The sequence below is a fragment of the Micromonospora sp. NPDC048842 genome, from assembly GCF_040649935.1.
Lineage (GTDB): Bacteria > Actinomycetota > Actinomycetes > Mycobacteriales > Micromonosporaceae > Micromonospora > Micromonospora hortensis.
In genome coordinates, this window is record NZ_JBEZGK010000037.1 from 1 (window position 1) to 17,773 (window position 17,773).

Consider the following 17,773-nt stretch of genomic DNA (forward strand, 5'->3'; position numbering starts at 1 on the left):
GCCAGGTATAACGACCCCGCCCGGCCCACGATTCCGCCGCCGGGGTGGCCCCGACCACCCGACACCCGACGTCAGACCCGACAAACCGCCCACCCTGACGGCCTATCGAACCCGACATGCCGGCCCCGGCGTCGTGATCGACTCGGGTTCCTGAAAGTCGCGGTGTCCGGGTGTCGGGGATGCCCCGACGTCATGAAAGCCGAGTGGATCATGTCGGTCTGCGCCGTTTCCGTGGCCCTGGCCGTGTTGACCTGGGGCAGAGCGCCGTGCGGACTGGCCCGGCCAGGGGCACAGCGCCGTACGGAACCTCGCGGACCGGAAGATCGCGCTCGAACCAGGAAAGAGGCCCCTCCCTACACCACGAGGCCACTACATCCAGGATCGAGCGCGATCATGCGGGGGCGTGACACCTCAACCGCCTTGGCTAGCCGACGATGTGGCCGACGGGCGGGCGGCGTGCGGGGTGCGCGGTTGGGGCGAGAGCGGTCAGGTTGCGTCGAGCAGCTTCAGGACCGCGTCGCGGGCGGCCAGGACGGCTGCCTCGGACTGCGGACCGTGGTTGAGGATCTCGAAGGAGTGCTGGCCGTCCGGCACCTCGATCACCTGCATCGGCCAGCCCTGGGCGGTCGCTGCGGGGAGGAACGCGTCGATGCCGGCCAGGACCGGCGGGATGTCCTGGCCGGCGCGGGTCAGCACCAGTGGCACGTTCGTGCCGGAGTTGAGTGCCTCGACCGGCAGGAACCGAGCGTCGACTTCCCAGCCGGGGAACGGGATGAGCAGCGGGTACGTCAGTGCGATCCCGCGTAGCCATGGCGGCGGAACGCGTAGCCAGTCGGCCGCGAAGAGGCCGCCGCCGGAGAAGAACCACAGCACCACCCGCTCGCTGTCGACCCGCGGATCGGCGCGGACCTGCTCGACCATCGCGGCGATGTCGTCGGCTGCGGCGGGCAGCGCCGACAGGTCGGACACCTGGTAGCTGACCAGCGCGGTGACCACGCCGCTCTCGGCGAGCAGCGCGCCGTAGCCGCGGTAGAGCAACCAGTCGCGGGGGTCGGGCGCGTCGGGTGGCAGCGGAGCGCCGTGCACCACCACGACGGCGGGCGCGGGACCGGTGCGGGTGGGCAGGTGCAGGTCGACGTTGCCGTGTCGTTCGACAGGCGCGGCCGGGATGGACAGGACGAAGGGCCGTTGCGCGACGGGCGTCGTCATGGCCTCATCGTATCGATCATCGACCTGACAGTCTGCCCCACAGATGATCTACAGAGGACGATGGGTCAGGTCGGGTCGCCGGGTTTCGTGGCGTCGCTGGCCTGGGCATGTCGCTCCAGCAGCCGCTGCCGGATCTCCTCGGGGGTGTACGCGCGCCGACGCCGTTCGGCCCGCGCGATGACCACACCGGAGGCCGCGACACCGGCGAGCCCGGCCAGCCCGAGAACCTTCCACCACCGCATTCGTTGCCGCATCGGCCTAGGCTAGACCCTCATGAGCATCAGCCTGGATGAGGCCGTCGAGTTGACCCGCACCGGTGACGTGTGGGTGTTCCGGGGTCGCAGCGTGCCGGACCGGGCGATTCAGTTCACCACCAACAGCCCGGTGAACCACGTCGGGATGGCGGTGGTGCTGGACGACATGCCGCCGCTGATGTGGCACGCGGAGTTGGGCAGGTCGTTGCCGGACCTGTGGTCGGGCAGCCACCAACGCGGCGTCCAGCTGCACGACCTGCGGGACGCGGTCTGCGTCTGGGCCAACCGGTACGGCCAACGGGCCTGGCTGCGGCAGCTCGACCCGCCGGCCGACGCGGAGATGGAGCGGGCGGTGCTGCGGACGATCGCGCGGTTGGACGGCACGCCGTTCCCGTCGACCGCCCAGTTGGCGTGGCGCTGGGTGCGTGGTCGGGTGCCGGCGCTGCCGCGCCCCGGCCGGCTCGCCGACCGCCCTAACCCAGCCGACCGTGCAAACTCCTCCGGCCCGGCCACTCCGGCTCGGTCGGTGGGGGAGCGGGACCGGGCGCTGGAGACGGCGTACTGCGCCGAGGTGGTGGCGGTGACCTATGAGGCGATGGGGTTGCTGCCGGCGGGTCGGCGTCCGAACTGGTATGACCCGGGGCGGTTCTGGAGTGGCGACGACCTGGGCCTGGCCGCCGACGCCCGGTTGGGTTCCGAGATCGAGGTGCAGGTACCGCCGCGCTGAGGTTTGACCTGTGCGGTGACCGGCAATTGCTGTGACCGTGAACGCCTCCACGGATCTTGACACGCTGGCCGACTTCTTCGACCGGTACGGCGTGGCGCTGACCTCCGGTGACCTGCCGGCCATCGCCGGCTGCTACGCCCTGCCGGGGCTGGTGGTGGCCGACACCTACAGCTTCTCGTTCACGTCCGCGGCGGCGGTGGCGCTGTCCTTCGTGGGCGCCGCACCCGACTACCAGGATCGGGAGTTGGTCGCGGCCCACGCCCGGATCGAGGACGTGCAGCAGGTGTCCGCGCTGTTGACGATGGTGGCGGTGGAGTGGGAGTTCCTGGACAGTCGGGGGCAGGCGGTGCCGGGGGAGCGGTACCGGTACCTGCTGCGTATCTCGGATGACGGACCACTGATCTGCACTGTCGTCCGGACGGGCTGACCGACGGGGGCCGGTCGGCCCGATCCGTACCCGCCCGGTTTCCGGTTCGTGCGGCGCTGGCTACGCTGTCGCGTCGGTGGGGACGAGGGGAGACCTGATGGCGGTGCGGCCGGACGGTACGGCAGATTCGCGGGCGGCGCGGGTGTTGGCGTCGGTGCCGTGGATCGTGGTGCTGCTCGGGGTGTGCGCGCTGGTGGTGCTCCTGGTGATCGCGCTGTTGTCGTTCCGGACCAGGGAGCGGGACGCGCCGACGCAGGCCGCGCCTCCGGCGTTCCTGCCGACCGTGCCGGCCGCCGCGTCGGCCACCGGTGGGCCGACTCCGGCAGCTGTGGAGCGGCGTTCGGTGTCGCCGCGACCGTCCCGCAGTAGTCGGACGCCGTCACCGCGGGCCACAGTCACCGGCTCGCCGACTCCGGGGCGGACGAGCGTCCTGATGGCGCCGTCTGCGGACGACACTGTCAGCGCCCGGTACGAGGTCGGTTCGAACGGCTGGGACGGGGACGCGGCGGTGCTGACGATCGCCAACGAGTCGAGTCGATCGATGGACTGGCAGGTGGAGTTGGTGTTCGACGACGACACCTGGACTCTGCGAGTGGGTGATGACTCTGGCGTCTCGGTGCGGGGGCGCGGGCACGGGGAGTTCGTGGTGCGCGGCACCCGCTCGCTGGATGCGGGTGACTCTAGGACGCTGCGGCTGCGCGTCGGCTGGGGCGACTCGGCGCAGCGACCGGTCAAGTGCACTGTCAACGGGGGCGACTGCCGGATCGGCTGAGCCAGCGCCGCACCGCGTAGACCGCCGCACCGCGTAGACCGCCGCGCTGCTAGACCGCTGCACCGCTAAACCGTTGCACCCCTAGACCGCCGCACCGCTAGACCGCCGCGCCGCCAAGGCTTTCCGGGTCGGGCCGCCGATCGCTACGCTGCGCGGACGGTCCGCTGAAGGAGGTACATGTCCGGCATGCGCCGTGTTCCGCGCCCGCCGCACGGTCCGGTGGCGATCGCCACGTCGCCCTGGATCGTGGTCGGCGCCGGTGTCGTCGTGATGGTGGTCCTGCTCATCGTGGCTCTGGGCGCGTACCGGGGACGTAGCCCCGCGCCGGACGGCGCGCAACCGCCGGCGCTGCCGGTGCCGTCCGCGGTGGTGGCGCCGAGCGTGCCCACCTCGGTGCCGTCTCCGGCACCGGTGCTGCCGGGGATATCCGGCCGTGCGAGCGGGCTGCCGCCGAGCGCCGCGGCCGGGTCCGGGTCACCGTCGGCCGACCCGACGGCCGGTCCGATCGGGAAGCCGACGGCGACGCGGTCGCCGAGCCGGGCCGGGCCGGGGCAGTCGGCGATGACCGGGCGGTACCGGGTGGTGCAGAGCTTCGACGGGGGTTTCATCGGCGAGGTGGCGATGGCCAACACGTCCACCCGGAGCCGTGGTTGGACAGTGCGGTTGGAGTTCTCCGGTGGACGGCTGGTGACCGCGTGGGTGGAGGGCGTCCCGCAGGGAACGATCCGCCAGTCCGACGACGGCTTCACGTACGTCAGCGGGGTCGACGTGTCGCCCGGCGGCTCGGTGTCATTGCGGTTCCACATGGAGCGGGCGCCCAGCACGCCGAGGGAGTGCACCGTGGACGGGGCCCGCTGCAACGGGCTCTGAGCGGCGCTTCCGCAAGGATGCTGCTGTGTTGCGACCATGTTTGCAAGGTATTGCAGAATGTTTCGGCAAGGGTTAGCGTGCGGCCAATCAGCGACCAGAGGAAGGCGTCGATGAAACCCCCGCCGATACCGCGCACTGCCCTGCTGGCCCTTGCCTCCCTGCTCACCGTCACTCTCGTCGGCGCTCCGGTCGCCGTGCACCCCGCCGCTGCGGGTCCCCGGCCGTCCGACGGCGCCCCACTCGCGATCGGCGGCGCGACCCAGTGGCGTGCCGAACCCACAGCCGAGGCGCTGCTGAAGGCCGGTGGCAACTCCGCCCGAGCCGAGCAGTTCTACTTCGTCCTGCCGGACCGGTTCGCCAACGGAGACCCCCGCAACGACTCCGGCGGCCTCACCGGCGACCGGCTGCGGACCGGCCTCGACCCGACCGACAAGGGCTTCTATCACGGCGGCGACCTCAAGGGCGTCATCGACAAGTTGGACTACATCCAGGGGATGGGCACCACTGCCATCTGGCTCGCCCCGATCTTCAAGAACCGGCCGGTGCAGGGCACCGGCAACGACGTCTCGGCCGGCTACCACGGTTACTGGATCACCGACTTCACCCAGGTGGACCCGCACTTCGGCACCATGGAAGAGATGAAGCGACTGGTCAAGCTCGCCCACCAGCGCGGCCTCAAGATCTACCTTGATGTGATCGTCAACCACACCGCCGACGTGATCAAGTACGCCGAGGACAAGTACGCGTACGTGGACAAGGCGACATCGCCGTACACCGACGCGCAGGGGCGGGCGTTCGAGGACCGCAACTACGCCGACGGCTCCCGGGCGTTCCCGCCGGTCGACAAGGAGTCCTTCCCGTACACGCCGACGTTCGCCGAGCCGAAGGACGCGAGCGTCAAGGTCCCGGCCTGGCTGAACGACGCCACCATGTACCACAACCGGGGTGACTCCACCTTCGCCGGCGAGAACAGCGAGTACGGCGACTTCTTCGGCCTCGACGACCTGTGGACCGAGCGTCCCGAGGTGGTCCGTGGCCTGACCAAGGCGTACGGGGACTGGATCGGCGCGACCGGCGTCGACGGCTTCCGGCTGGACACCGTCAAGCACGTCAACATGGACTTCTGGCCGCAGTTCAGTCAGGGCATCGAGCGGGCCGCCGAGAAGGCCGGCAAGAAGGACTTCTTCATGTTCGGCGAGGTGTACAGCGCCGACCCGGAGATCAGCTCCAGCTACGTCCGCCAGGGTGGCCTGCCGGCCACCCTCGACTTCGCCTTTCAGGAGGCCGCGCGGGGCTTCACCGCCGGCGCCGGCTCCGCGAAGGCGCTCGCCGACGTGTACGCCCGCGACGACCTCTACGCGGCCCGGGACACCGACGCGGGCCGGTTGACCACCTTCCTGGGCAACCACGACATGGGCCGGATCGGATCGTTCATCGCCGGTGGTGGCAGCGACCCGGCCAGCCACCTGCGTCGTGACCAGCTCGCGCACCAGTTGATGTTCCTGACCCGTGGCCAGCCGGTGGTCTACTCCGGCGACGAACAGGGCTTCACCGGCCCGGGTGGGGACAAGGACGCCCGCCAGGACATGTTCGCGTCAAAGGTTCCCGACTACCTCGACGACGACCTGCTCGGCACCGACCGCACGCACGCCAGCGACCAGTTCGACGCGACCCACCCGCTGTACCGGACCATCGCCGACCTGGGCCGGCTGCGCAAGGCCCACCCGGCGTTGCGCGACGGCGTGCAGGTCACCCGGTACGCGGACGACGGGCCGGGCGTCTTCGCCGCCTCCCGGATCGCCCCGGCCGACCGCACCGAGTACGTGGTGGCAGTGAACAACGCCGACACCGCGCAGACTGTCACGGTGGACACCTGGTCGGCCGGCGCCACCTTCACCGGCATCTACGGCGGCTCGGAAGACGAACAGGCCGGCGACGACGGCGAGTTGACCCTCACCGTGCCGCCGCTGTCGGCGGCGGTGTTCCGGGCCGGCAACCCCATCGCACCGGCGGCCGACAAACCGACCATCACCATCACCAGCCCGGTTCCGGACGCGGCGGTCGCCACCCGGGCGGCGGTCACCGCCCGGGTGACCGGCGACCCGCTGGCCACCGTCACCGTCGCGGCGCGGGTGGCCGGCGGCCGGTGGACGCTGCTGGGCAGCGCCGACCACGCCCCGTACACGGTGCAGCACGACCTGACCGGCCTGGCCGGCGGCACCGGTGTCGAGTACAAGGCGGTGGTCCGCGACGGCAGGGGTCGTACCGCCACCGCCCGGTCCACAGCAGTCGTGGGGACCCCGCCGCAGGGCAGCTCCCGGGAGTGGGCGGTGGTGCACTACCAGCGACCGGCCGGGGGGTACGACGACTGGGGGCTGTACGCGTGGGGGGACATCGACCCGGCGTACGTCACCGAGTGGCCGAAGGGGCAGCCGTTCGCCGGGGAGGACTCCTACGGTCGGTTCGCCTGGGTGAAACTCAAGCCGGGCGCCACGTCGGTGAACTTCCTGGTTGTCGACAAGGCCGGTACGAAGGACGTCGCCCAGGACCGCAGCATCGACGTCACCCGGACCGGCGAGATCTGGCTCAAGCAGGGCGACCCGGCGATCTACCCGAGCAGGCAGGCGGCCGCCGGTGAACCGGAGCCGCCGGTCGAGGAGGGCACCGCCGTGCTCCACTATCGGCGGGCCGACGGCAACTACGACGGCTGGGGCCTGCACCTCTGGGACGGTGCGGCCAACCCGACCGAGTGGTCCGCCCCGCTGCGGCCGAGCTCCGTCGACGCGTTCGGGGCGGTGTTCCGGGTGCCGCTGGCGGCCGGTGCCACCGGCCTGAACTACATCATCCACCAGGGCGACACCAAGGACCTGCCCGACGACCAGCGGCTCGACTTCGCCAGCGCCGGCCGGGAGGTGTGGCTGCTCGCCGCCACGCCGGGCCGCCTGTTGCCGTCGACAGCCACCACCGCCAGCGGAGACACCGACATCGGCAAGCAGAAGGCGCACTGGATCGACAGGTCCACAGTGGCGTGGCAGACCCCGCCGACCGACGGCAAGACGTACGCGTTGGTCACCGCGCCCACCGGCGGGGTCAGCGTGGTCGACGGCGAGCTGACCGGCACGTACACCACACTGCCGCTGCGGGCGCAGCGCAACGGGCTCACCGACGCACAACGCGACAGGTTCCCGCACCTGTGGTCGTACCGTAGCTTCGCCCTGGACCGGGCGGACCTGGCCAAGGTCCCGGCGGCGCTGCGGGGGCAGTTGCTGGTCACCGAGCGCGACGCCGAGGGTGCGCTGCTCGCCGCGACCGGCGTGCAGATCCCCGGCGTACTCGACGACGTCTACTCCCGGGCGGCCGACGCCACCCTCGGGCCCACCTTCGCGGGCCGGACGCCCAGCCTCGCGCTGTGGGCGCCGACCGCCCACAGCGTGCGCCTGCACCTGTTCGACTCGCCCACCGCCGCAGCCAAGACGGTGCCGATGCGCCGCGACGACCGCACCGGCGTCTGGTCGGTGCGCGGCGACCACACCTGGACCGGCAAGTTCTACCGGTACGAGGTGCGGGCGTGGCAGCCCGCGGCACAGCGGATGGTCACCGCGTCGGTGACCGACCCGTACGCGGTGGCCCTCGCCGCGGACTCCACGCACAGCCAGCTCGTCGACCTGAACGACAGGGCGCTGGCACCCCCCGGGTGGCGCACGCTGCGCAAACCGGCACCGGTGCCGGCCGCGAAGGCGCAGATCACGGAGCTGTCCGTGCGGGACTTCTCCATCGCCGACGACACGGTGCCGGCCGAGCGCCGGGGGACCTTCCTCGCGTTCACCGACCCGGGAACCGCCGGCATGACCCACCTGCGGGCGCTCGGCGACGCCGGGGTCACCCACCTGCACCTGCTGCCGGTGTTCGACTTCGCGACGATCCCGGAGAAGCGGGCCGACCAACGGCAGCCGGCCTGCGACCTGGCGGCGCTGCCGCCGGACTCGGCCGAGCAGCAGAAGTGCGTGGCGGCGGTCGCCGAAACCGACGGCTACAACTGGGGGTACGACCCGCTGCACTACACGGTGCCGGAGGGCGGCTACGCCGTCGACCCGGTCGGCGCGGCGCGGACCACCGAGTTTCGGCGGATGGTCGCCGGGGCGAACGACGCCGGGCTGCGGGTGGTCATGGACGTGGTCTACAACCACACGTCGGCGGCCGGCACCGACGCGAAGTCGGTGCTCGATCAGATCGTGCCCGGCTACTACCACCGGCTGCTGGAGGACGGCACCGTGGCCAACTCCACCTGCTGCGCCAACACCGCCCCCGAGCACGCCATGATGGGCAAGCTGGTGGTCGACTCGCTGGTCACCTGGGCCCGGCAGTACAAGGTGGACGGGTTCCGCTTCGACCTGATGGGTCACCACCCGAAGGCGAACATCCTTGCCGTCCGGGCGGCCCTGGACCGGCTCACCGTCGCCCGCGACGGCGTCGACGGCAAGGCGATCATGCTCTACGGCGAGGGCTGGAACTTCGGCGAGGTCGCCAACGACGCCCGTTTCCTCCAGGCCACCCAGGCCAACATGGCCGGCACCGGCATCGGCGCCTTCAACGACCGACTGCGCGACGCGGTGCGCGGTGGCGGACCGTTCGACGCCAACCCCCGGGTGCAGGGTTTCGCCTCCGGGCTCTACACCGACCCGAACGGCGACGCGGTCAACGGGTCGCCGGCCGAGCAGAAGGCCCGACTGCTGCACGCCCACGACCTGATCAAGGTGGGGCTCACCGGCAACCTGCGCGGCTACCAGTTCACCGACACCGCCGGGCGTGCGGTCACCGGGGCGCAGGTGGACTACAACGGCTCCCCGGCCGGCTACACCGCCGCGCCGGGGGAGGCAGTCACCTACGCCGACGCGCACGACAACGAGATCCTGTACGACGCGTTGGCGTACAAACTGCCGCAGGCCACGACAGCGGCGGACCGCTCACGGATGCAGGTGCTGGCGCTGGGCACTGTGGTGCTGGGACAGGGCACCGGGTTCGTCACCGCCGGCACCGAACGGCTGCGGTCGAAGTCGCTGGACCGCAACTCGTACAACTCCGGTGACTGGTTCAACCAGATCCGCTGGGGCTGTGAAGGGGGCAACGGGTTCGGCGCCGGTCTTCCGCCCGCGCCCGACAACGAGGACAAGTGGTCGTACGCGAAGCCGCTGCTGGCCGACCCGGCGCTGGTGCCGGACTGCGCGGCGATCAACACCACCGACGCCCGGTACGCCGAGTTGCTGCGCATCCGGGCGTCGTCGCCGGTGTTCGGGCTGGCCACCGCCGAGCAGGTCCAGCGGAGGGTGGCGTTCCCGCTGTCCGGTGCCCAGGAGACGCCGGGGGTGCTGACCATGACCCTGGACGCCAGTGGGCTGGGCGGGCCGTGGAAGTCGCTGACAGTCGTCTTCAACAGCACGCCGTCGGCGGCCGACCAGACGGTGACCGGACTGCGCGGAGCGGACGTGGCACTGCACCCGGTGCTTGTCGACTCGGCCGACCCGGTGCTGCGTACCGCCTCGTTCGACAGGGCGGCCGGCACGTTCACCGTACCGGCGCGCAGCGTGGCGGTCTTCGTCCAGAAGTGACGTGAACCGGCCCCCTTCCGCGTCTCGCGGAAGGGGGCCGGCCGTTGTGCTGGCGCTACGCCGTCGTCACCCGAGGGTTGATCAGGCGAAGCAGTTGTCGATCGTGCCGCCCGGGATGGCCAGGCAGTTGGTCGGACGGTTCGCGGTGATCGCGGACTTGTCGTCCAGGTTCACGTCTCCGAAGAAGCTGAAGACACCGCCCGGCTCGAAGGTGGAGAAGTTGTGGGCGACCTTCGTCTTCGACAGGTTGACCTCGCCGAAGATGTTGAAGATGCCGCCGCCGACTCCGATCGGGCCCACGGCCCGGTTGCCGACAACCTCGCTGTCGCGCAGCGTGGTGACGCTGCCGGCGTTGAAGAGCCCGCCGCCGAAGAAGCCGGCGGTGTTGTCCTTGATGCTGCTCTTCTCGAAGGTGGCCACGCTGTCGAAGGCGATGGCCACACCGCCACCGACACCGGCGGTGCTGTTCTTCTCGACAGTGACGTTGTGCAGGTTCAGCTGGCTGTCCGCCGCAGCGAGACCGCCACCGGCGAGAACCGCGGTGTTCGAGACGAACTTGGTCTCGTACGCAGTGGTGTTGCCCTCGATGTCGAGGTAGCCGCCACCGAAGCCGAGCGTCTCGTTGTCGGTGATCTCGGTCTTCTTCAGCTCGACCGTTCCGCCGTCGACGTCCTCGGTGAAGATCTCCGCGGCACCGTTGGAGATACCGCCACCACCGATGACGGCGGTGTTGTCCTTGATCTTCGACTCCTCGACCTTGAGCAGCCCGGCGTTGAAGACGCCGCCACCGAAGAAGAAGGCGGTGTTACGGGTGACGGTGCTGTGCCAGATCTTCGTGGTGCCGAAGTTGGCCACACCACCACCGTTGCCGCCCGACTGGTTCAGGACGACCTCGGACTCCAGGATCTCGGCGGTGCCACCCGGCTGGACCAGGATTCCGGCGCCGTCGTTCTCCTCCGGCTGCTCGACGAGCGGCGTGACGACGCCCGGCGTGACCTTCGGGGTGACCTTCGGCGCGGCCTTCAGGCCGGCCTTCGGGTTGGCCTGCCGCGCGGTGAGCGCCTGGGCCAACGGAACGCCCGCCTTCACCTGCGCGGCGAGCGCCTCGGAGTCCGAGTAGGCCGCCCAGACCGCGGCCGGCTCGACACCGTTCTCCAGTTCGAGGGTCTGGCCACCCTTGATGGTCAGGCCCTTGATGGTGAGGTGACCACCGGCGCCGACGTTGAGGATGCGGAAGTAGTCCGCAGTGGCTTCCCGAGAGATCGTGGTGTGCTCGCCCTTGAGCGTGATCCGCTCGGTGATGATCGGCAAGCCGTTGCCCTCGTAGTCGTTGCGGGTCAGGTTGTAGGTGCAGCCCTTGGCCAGCTCCAGCACACCGCCGTGCTTGTTGTTGGCGAACACGATCGCCTGAATCAGCTTGTCGGTGTCGCAGGGCACCTCCTTCCCGCGCTCGTGGTCCTTGTCCTTGTCCTTGTCCCGGTTCTTGTCGTCCCGGTTCTTGTCCTCGTCCTTGTCCCAGTCGCGCGCCTCGTCACCTCGCTGGTCGCCGTCCTTGCTGACCTGCGCGGTGTTCCAGTTCAGGCCGACCGCTCCGGCGCTGCCCGCGACGCCCACCGCCGCGAGACTGATCACGCCCGTCAAACCGGCCACGCCACTGGCGAGCCAGAGCTTGCGGCGGCTCTTGGCCGTCGCCCGCCCGGAGGCTTCTTTGTTCGTTAGGTAGTTGGACATCGGAGCTCTCTGCCCTCTCCTCGTACCAGACAGGGTCGCCGCCGTCAGACGGGTGTCCCCTGCTACAAATCGGTTGTAGCTCCCAAAACCACCGTATGAGAAGGTTCCTCGCCTCGCGTGCTTATCCGAGATAAGCCCACATTCGGTTCATGTTGCCCCCAGCGAGGCCCGGACCGACACACCGGCCCCCAAGCGGCCTGCACGCGCCTGACCTGCCCAAACGGGTACGCCCCTCCGAGCCGTGACGGCTCGGAGGGGCGTTTTATGTGGTTCAGCCCCACCCGATCAGGCGAAGCAGTCCAGAACGTTGAAGCAGTTGGTCGGGCGGTTGGCAGTGACGGCGGACTCGTCGTCCAGCGTCACGGTGCCGCCGATGCTGTTGAAGATGCCGCCCGGCTCAAGGGTCGAGAAGTTGTGCGCCACAGTCGTCCGGTAGAGCCTGACCTCGCTCCCCTCGTCGTTGACGATGCCGCCGCCGCGGCCGAACGGACCGACGGCCCGGTTGCCCACCACCTCGCTGTCGCGCAGCGTGATGACGCCGTCGTCGTTGTGGATGCCGCCACCGTCGAAGCCCGCGGTGTTGTCCTTGATCCTGCTGCTCTCGATCGTCGCGACGCTGTCGGAGGTCACGACCAGGCCGCCACCGTCGCGAGCGGCGCTGTTCTTGGCCACCGTGGCGTCCTTGAGGGTGAGCTGGCTGTCCGCCACCGCGACGCCGCCACCGTCGAGCAGTGCAGTGTTGCCACTGACCGTCGTCTGGTGCAACGTCGTGGTGCCCTCGACATCCAGGACGCCGCCGCCGAAGCCGAGCGTCTCGTTGTCGGTGATCTCGCTCTTGTAGACCCAGACCGAGCCACCGTCGACGTCCTCGGTGAAGATGTCGGCAGCGCCGTTGGAGATGCCACCGCCACCGATGATTGCGGTGTTGTCCTTGATCTTCGACTCGTCGACCTGGAGTACGCCGGCGTTGAAGATGCCACCGCCGAAGAAGAAGGCGGTGTTGTGCGCGACGGTCGTCTTGCTGAGCCTGGTGCTGCCGAAGTTGGCCAGCCCGCCGCCGTTGCCGCCGGACTGGTTGTAGAGCAACTCGCTGTCCAGGATCTCCGCGCGACCACCGGGCTGCACCAGCACCCCGGCGCCGTCGTTGAACCCAGGCTGCACAACCAGCGGCACCACCGCTGTACCGGCACCCACCGGCTTAGCCGCCGCGGCTACCGGCTTGGCCGTGGCGGCCTTGGCGGCAGTCGTGGCGGCTGTGGTTGCTGGCGCTGCGGGCTTGGCCGGCGCTGCTTTCGCGACCGGCTTGGCGGCGGCCTCGGCAGGCGCTGCCTTGGTGGCCGGTTTGGCGGGCGCTGCCTTGGCGGTCACCTTGACAGGCGCTGCCTTCGCAGCCGGCTTGGCGGCGGTTGCTGCCGGCTTCGCTGCTGCTGGCTTGGCGCCTGGTGCGGCAGCGGTCGCCGGCTTCGCGGCGGGCGCCGCCGCTGCCGGTGACTGGGCCCCTGTCGAGCGGACCTGGGTCGAGTACGGCGCCCAGACCGTCGCCGGATCGGCGGTCATCGGGGACTGAAGGGTCTGGCCACCCCTGATGCTCAGGCCCTTGAGAGTGAGGTGCCCGCCGGCGCCGACGTTGAGGATGCGGAAGTAGTCGGCAGTGGCCTCGCGACCGATGGTGGTGTGCTCACCCTTCAGGGTGATGTGCTCGGTGATCACCGGCAGACCGTTGCCGTCCTGATTGCGAGTCAGGGTGTAGGTGCAGCCCTTGGCCAGCTCCAGCACGCCGCCGTCCTCGTTGTTGGCGAACGTGATCGCCTGGATCAGCTTGTCGGTGTCGCACGGGACCTGCTTGGTGCGGTCCTTCTCGTCGTGCTTGCCGTCCTTGCTGTCCTTGCCGTCCTTACGGTCCTTGCCATCCTCGCCGGACCGGTCGTCGAAGCCGCTCCAGTCGTCGCCGCTCCACTCGTCGTCCTGACCGCCGTCGTCCTTGGCGCCGCCCTTGTCCGCGCCGCCGTCGTCGCTGACGGTCTGCCGGTTGGTCGACGGCTGCGCGTCGGACACCTGGTCGGACTGTGGCTTGTCGTCCCGAGCGGCGACGCCGCCGAGGGCCGCCAGGCCGACCACGCCGGTCAGCCCGGCCACGCCGGCGACCCAGAGCGCCCGCCTTCGCCGTGTTGGCGGAGCTGTCGAGGCCCCGCCGTCGGTACTCGTTACGTCGTTGGACATCAGAGCCTTCCGCCCTTTCCTGCTACCAGACGGGATCGCACCGCCCGAGGCGCCACGACCAGCTACAAATGGGTTGTAGCCTCTGATCCTCACCGTATGAGAACCATCTTCGCGATGCGGATGTATCCGAGATAACCACGCATTTGGCGCAGGCCGGGTGAGGGCGACCAACCAGTCCGGTACGGTCGAAAAGGTCCCGAGCAGCATGAACACCGAACGGTGTGGACCACGACAGAAACCCCTGGCCGCCAGCCCCCAAGAAGGGGCGGGCGGCCAGGGGTGGGTGGGCCAGGGAACGGGGCTTGATCCGTCAGCCCCGGCAGACAGTCGGCTCAGCCGGGCAGGCGGGGGCCGGCTTCGCGCTGCTCGGCCAGCCAGGTCTCCACCTCGTCGGAGGTACGGGGCAGCCCGGCCGACAGGTTGACCGCGCCGGTGGCGGTGACCAGTACGTCGTCCTCGATCCGAATGCCCATACCGCGCAGCTCGGCGGGGACCAGCTCGTCCTCCGGCTGGAAGTACAGACCGGGCTCGACGGTGAGCACGTAGCCCTCGCCCAGCGCGCCGTCGCGGTAGGTCTCCTTGCGGGCGTTGGAGCAGTCGTGCACGTCGATGCCGAGCATGTGGCCGAAGCCGTGCAGCGTCCACCGCCGGTACACGGTCGACTTTTCGTCCATCGCCTCGTCGACGCTCACCGGCAGCAGACCCAGATCGGACAGGCCCTCGGCGAGCACCCGCATGCAGGTCAGGTGGACGTCCTTGAACTTCACCCCGGGGCGGATGGCCTCGATGCCGGCCTGCTGTGAGGCGTACACGATGTCGTAGACCTGGCGCTGTAGCGCGGTGAACCGGCCGCTGACCGGCAGGACCCGTGTGACGTCGGCGGTGTAGAGGTTGCGGCCCTCGACACCCATGTCCATCAGCAGCAGGTCACCCGGTCGGGTGGCGCCGTGGTTGTGCACCCAGTGCAGGATCGTGGCGTGCTCGCCGGCGCCGACGATCGAGCTGTACCCGACGTCGTTGCCGTCGTGACGGGCCCGCAGCGCGAAGACGCCCTCCAGCAGCCGCTCGGAGACCGCCCGGTCGGCCGGGAGGATCCGGGCGACGTCCTCGAAGCCGCGTACTGTGGCGTCGATCGCGTCCTGGAGTTGGCCGATCTCCCACTCGTCCTTGACCAGCTTCATCTCCGAGATGGCGATGGCCAGCTCGCGGTCCCGGGCCGGCTGGCCCTCGGCGCGCGGGCCATCGTAGGCCCGCACGGCCGCGTCCACCTGGGCGTCGAAACCGCGCAACACCCGGGTACGCCCCGGAGCCAGGTCGGCGAGCGTCGCCTCCAGGCCGGTCAGGTCGGCGGTGGGCAGGCCCAGCTCGGTCGACTTCTCGCCGAGGGTGTGTCGCCGGCCCACCCACAGCTCGCCGTTGCGGCTGCGGAAGAACTCGTCGGTCTCCCGGGAGGACCGGGGCCGCATGTACAGCGTCGCGTCGTGCCCCGAGCCGTTCGGGCGCAGCACCAGAACGCTGTCGGCGTCGTGGTCGCCGGTCAGGTAGGCGAAGTCGCTGCCCGGCCGGAACGGGTAGTCGGTGTCGTTGGCCCGGACCTTCTCGGTGCCGGTGGGGATCACCAGCGTCTCGCCGGGGAAGGCCGCCGAGAGGGCCGCTCGCCGCTTGGCGTAGTTGGGCGTCTCCGGGCGGGGCGTCACGGGGAGCGCGGTGTCGCTCCAGCCCTGCCGCATGAAGGACAGGAACGCCTCCGGGAAGTCCGGATCGTGCGATTCCGTACCGTCCGTCGGCGTACCGTCGGTCTGTCCCTCGGTCATTGCGCCGCTCCCTCCGCTTCGTTGCTGGTCCCGACGGTACCGCGCGTCCGGTTGGCGCTAACGCCCCCTGTGAGTCGGGTGGATCGACGGACGGCTGCAAGGGCCGACAGCGCGCGTGGAAAGATGGCCACCATGTGCGGACTTCTGGCCTTCTTCAGCGCGAACGGCAACGCCGCAGCGCATCGCGACCACATCGCCGGAGCGTTGGAATGCCTGCACCACCGCGGCCCCGACGAGACAGGGGTCGAGGTGGTCGGCGACGCCTCCGGCCGGTACGCGGACGGCGTGTTCGCCCACAAGCGGCTGGCCATCATCGACGTCGCGTCGAGCCACGAGCCACTGCCCTACGCGAACGGCCGTTACCTGCTGACCTTCAACGGCGAGATCTACAACTACATCGAGCTGCGCGAGGAGTTGATCAGAAACTTCGGTGCCCAGTTCGCCACCGCCGGTGACGGCGAGGTGATCGTCGCGGGCTACCACTTCTGGGGTGAGCAGGTGCTCACCCGGCTTCGGGGCATGTTCGCCTTCGTCATCTGGGACCGGCAGGAACGCCGGGCGTTCGGTGCCCGCGACTACTTCGGCATCAAGCCGATGCACTACCTGGAGACCGCCGACGGCCTCTACCTGGCCTCGGAGAAGAAGGCGCTGCTGCCGTTCGCGCACAGCAACTACCAGGGCGACGCGGGCGTCGACACGGCGAACCTGAGCCACTACCTGACCCTGCAGTACGTTCCCGAGCCCGGCACCCTGCACAAGGGCATCAGCCGGATCGGCTCCGGGGAGTACCTGAACTGGACCCCGGGCGGGCGGATCGACGTACGACGGTGGTACCGGCCGGTGTTCCGGCCGGCGCCGGTCGACGACGAGCAGAAGCTCTACCACGAGATCCGCGAGACGCTGCGGGAGAGCGTGCGCATGCACATGCGCTCCGACGTGCCGGTCGGCTCGTTCCTGTCCAGCGGCATCGACTCCACAGCGGTGGTGGCGCTGGCGCGGGAGTTCAACCCGAACATCCTGACCTTCACCGTCGGCTACGACGTGCCGGGTTACTCGGAGATCGACGTCGCCCAGGATTCGGCCCGGCACCTCGACGTCACCACGATCCCCACCAAGATCGGTCCCCAGGACATGATCGACGCGCTGCCGAAGATCGTCTGGCACCTTGACGACCCGGTGGCCGACCCGGCGTTGGTGCCGCTCTACTTCGTGGCCAAGAAGGCCGCCGAGCACGTCACAGTGGTGCTCTCCGGTGAGGGCGCGGACGAGTTCTTCGGCGGGTACACGATCTACCGGGAGCCGCTGTCGCTGGGCACCGTCAACGGTCTGCCCGGCGGTGTGCAGAAGGGGCTGCGCGCGGTCTCCAAGGCGATCCCGCAGGGGGTCAAGGGCAAGAGCTTCCTGGAGCGCGGCACCACCCCGATCGAGGAGCGTTACTACGGCAACGCCCGGATGTTCACCGAGGAGGAGAAGCAGCACCTGATGCGCCGCTACGACCCCTCGGTGCGCTACACGGACGTCACCGCCCCGATCTACGCCGAGTGCACGGAGCTCGACGACGTCACCAAGATGCAGTACGTCGACCTCTACACCTGGCTGCGCGGCGACATCCTGGTCAAGGCCGACCGGATCTCGATGTCGCACTCGCTGGAGGTGCGGGTGCCGTTCCTCGACCGTGAGGTCTTCGACGTCGCGGCGAAGATCCCGGTCGACCTGAAGCTGCCGCCGCGCTCCGACGCCACGAAGTACGCGATGCGTCAGGCGTTGCAGGGTGTCGTGCCACCGGCCATCGTCAACCGCAAGAAGTTGGGCTTCCCGACCCCCACCCGGGTCTGGCTGCGCGGCGAGATGTACGAGTGGGCCCGGCACGTGCTCAGCACCTCGGGCGCGGGTGACCTGCTGGACCTGTCGTACGCGCTGCGGCTGCTCGACGAGCACAAGCGGGAGGAGGCCGACCACTCCCGCAAGGTGTGGACGGTGCTGATCTTCTGCATCTGGCACGCGATCTTCGTGGCCAAGACCCTCGACCCGGGTATCCAGCGCAACCAGTCCGCCCTGCTCACGAAGCCGGTGGTCGGCTCCATGGTCCGCTGACCCCTGCCCCACGCTGTTGATCAAGAGGTTTGCGTCATCCGGAACGGCT

The 17,773-nt window shown here is 69.8% G+C and carries 11 protein-coding genes; 6 read left to right on the top strand and 5 right to left on the bottom strand.

Going from position 1 to position 17,773, the window contains the following annotated elements; all coding sequences use genetic code 11:
• Positions 1-486 precede the first annotated feature (486 nt).
• Together AB0C19_RS31635 and AB0C19_RS31640 are read right to left on the bottom strand one after the other, a co-directional pair.
• Positions 487-1,209, bottom strand: a complete 723-nt coding sequence (locus AB0C19_RS31635) for a hypothetical protein (RefSeq protein ID WP_357191257.1) — start codon at positions 1,207-1,209, stop codon at positions 487-489.
• Between the two features lie 65 nt (positions 1,210-1,274).
• Positions 1,275-1,463 carry a hypothetical protein gene (locus AB0C19_RS31640; protein ID WP_357191331.1) on the bottom strand — a complete coding sequence of 63 codons (189 nt, stop codon included), beginning with the start codon at positions 1,461-1,463 and terminating at the stop codon, positions 1,275-1,277.
• A gap of 19 nt (positions 1,464-1,482) precedes the next feature.
• On the opposite strand from AB0C19_RS31640, the gene AB0C19_RS31645 reads away from it, so the two are divergent.
• The 5 genes from AB0C19_RS31645 to pulA all read left to right on the top strand — a co-directional run bounded on the left by AB0C19_RS31645 (position 1,483) and on the right by pulA (position 9,865).
• Positions 1,483-2,190, top strand: a complete 708-nt coding sequence (locus tag AB0C19_RS31645) for a hypothetical protein (RefSeq protein WP_357191259.1) — start codon at positions 1,483-1,485, stop codon at positions 2,188-2,190.
• 37 nt (positions 2,191-2,227) lie between these two features.
• A complete protein-coding gene (locus AB0C19_RS31650) occupies positions 2,228-2,617 on the top strand; it encodes a hypothetical protein (protein WP_238681355.1) in 390 nt (129 codons plus the stop codon).
• A 97-nt stretch (positions 2,618-2,714) separates the two neighbouring features.
• The gene (locus tag AB0C19_RS31655) at positions 2,715-3,389 is read left to right on the top strand and encodes a hypothetical protein (protein ID WP_357191261.1); all 675 of its coding nucleotides are present in this window, start codon (positions 2,715-2,717) and stop codon (positions 3,387-3,389) included.
• A gap of 186 nt (positions 3,390-3,575) precedes the next feature.
• Positions 3,576-4,259: a cellulose binding domain-containing protein gene (locus tag AB0C19_RS31660; RefSeq protein ID WP_357191263.1), complete on the top strand. Its 684-nt coding sequence runs from the start codon at positions 3,576-3,578 to the stop codon at positions 4,257-4,259.
• 110 nt (positions 4,260-4,369) lie between these two features.
• Positions 4,370-9,865 (top strand): pullulanase-type alpha-1,6-glucosidase, encoded by a 5,496-nt coding sequence (gene pulA / locus AB0C19_RS31665; protein ID WP_357191265.1) that lies wholly within the window; start codon positions 4,370-4,372, stop codon positions 9,863-9,865.
• A gap of 81 nt (positions 9,866-9,946) precedes the next feature.
• On the opposite strand, the gene AB0C19_RS31670 is transcribed toward pulA, so the two are convergent.
• The 3 genes from AB0C19_RS31670 to AB0C19_RS31680 form a co-directional block, all read right to left on the bottom strand.
• Positions 9,947-11,596, bottom strand: coding sequence for a hypothetical protein (locus tag AB0C19_RS31670; RefSeq protein WP_357191267.1), 1,650 nt, complete (start codon positions 11,594-11,596; stop codon positions 9,947-9,949).
• Positions 11,597-11,881: 285 nt separating this feature from the next.
• On the bottom strand, positions 11,882-13,816 hold the full coding sequence (locus AB0C19_RS31675) for a hypothetical protein (RefSeq protein ID WP_357191269.1): 1,935 nt from the start codon (positions 13,814-13,816) through the stop codon (positions 11,882-11,884).
• 332 nt (positions 13,817-14,148) lie between these two features.
• Positions 14,149-15,630, bottom strand: a complete 1,482-nt coding sequence (locus AB0C19_RS31680; RefSeq protein ID WP_357191271.1) for an aminopeptidase P family protein — start codon at positions 15,628-15,630, stop codon at positions 14,149-14,151.
• Between the two features lie 132 nt (positions 15,631-15,762).
• On the opposite strand from AB0C19_RS31680, the gene asnB reads away from it, so the two are divergent.
• Positions 15,763-17,724 (top strand): asparagine synthase (glutamine-hydrolyzing), encoded by a 1,962-nt coding sequence (gene asnB, locus AB0C19_RS31685; protein WP_091405235.1) that lies wholly within the window; start codon positions 15,763-15,765, stop codon positions 17,722-17,724.
• Positions 17,725-17,773: the final 49 nt, after the last annotated feature.

Bases quoted from the DNA above. Each gene is read 5' to 3' on its own strand.
- AB0C19_RS31680 (WP_357191271.1), bottom strand. From the start codon at position 15,630: ATGACCGAGGGACAGACCGACGGTACGCCGACGGACGGTACGGAATCG.
- AB0C19_RS31675 (WP_357191269.1), bottom strand. From the start codon at position 13,816: ATGTCCAACGACGTAACGAGTACCGACGGCGGGGCCTCGACAGCTCCG.
- AB0C19_RS31635 (WP_357191257.1), bottom strand. From the start codon at position 1,209: ATGACGACGCCCGTCGCGCAACGGCCCTTCGTCCTGTCCATCCCGGCC.
- AB0C19_RS31640 (WP_357191331.1), bottom strand. From the start codon at position 1,463: ATGCGGCAACGAATGCGGTGGTGGAAGGTTCTCGGGCTGGCCGGGCTC.
- pulA (WP_357191265.1), top strand. From the start codon at position 4,370: ATGAAACCCCCGCCGATACCGCGCACTGCCCTGCTGGCCCTTGCCTCC.
- asnB (WP_091405235.1), top strand. From the start codon at position 15,763: ATGTGCGGACTTCTGGCCTTCTTCAGCGCGAACGGCAACGCCGCAGCG.
- AB0C19_RS31655 (WP_357191261.1), top strand. From the start codon at position 2,715: ATGGCGGTGCGGCCGGACGGTACGGCAGATTCGCGGGCGGCGCGGGTG.
- AB0C19_RS31670 (WP_357191267.1), bottom strand. From the start codon at position 11,596: ATGTCCAACTACCTAACGAACAAAGAAGCCTCCGGGCGGGCGACGGCC.
- AB0C19_RS31660 (WP_357191263.1), top strand. From the start codon at position 3,576: ATGCGCCGTGTTCCGCGCCCGCCGCACGGTCCGGTGGCGATCGCCACG.
- AB0C19_RS31645 (WP_357191259.1), top strand. From the start codon at position 1,483: ATGAGCATCAGCCTGGATGAGGCCGTCGAGTTGACCCGCACCGGTGAC.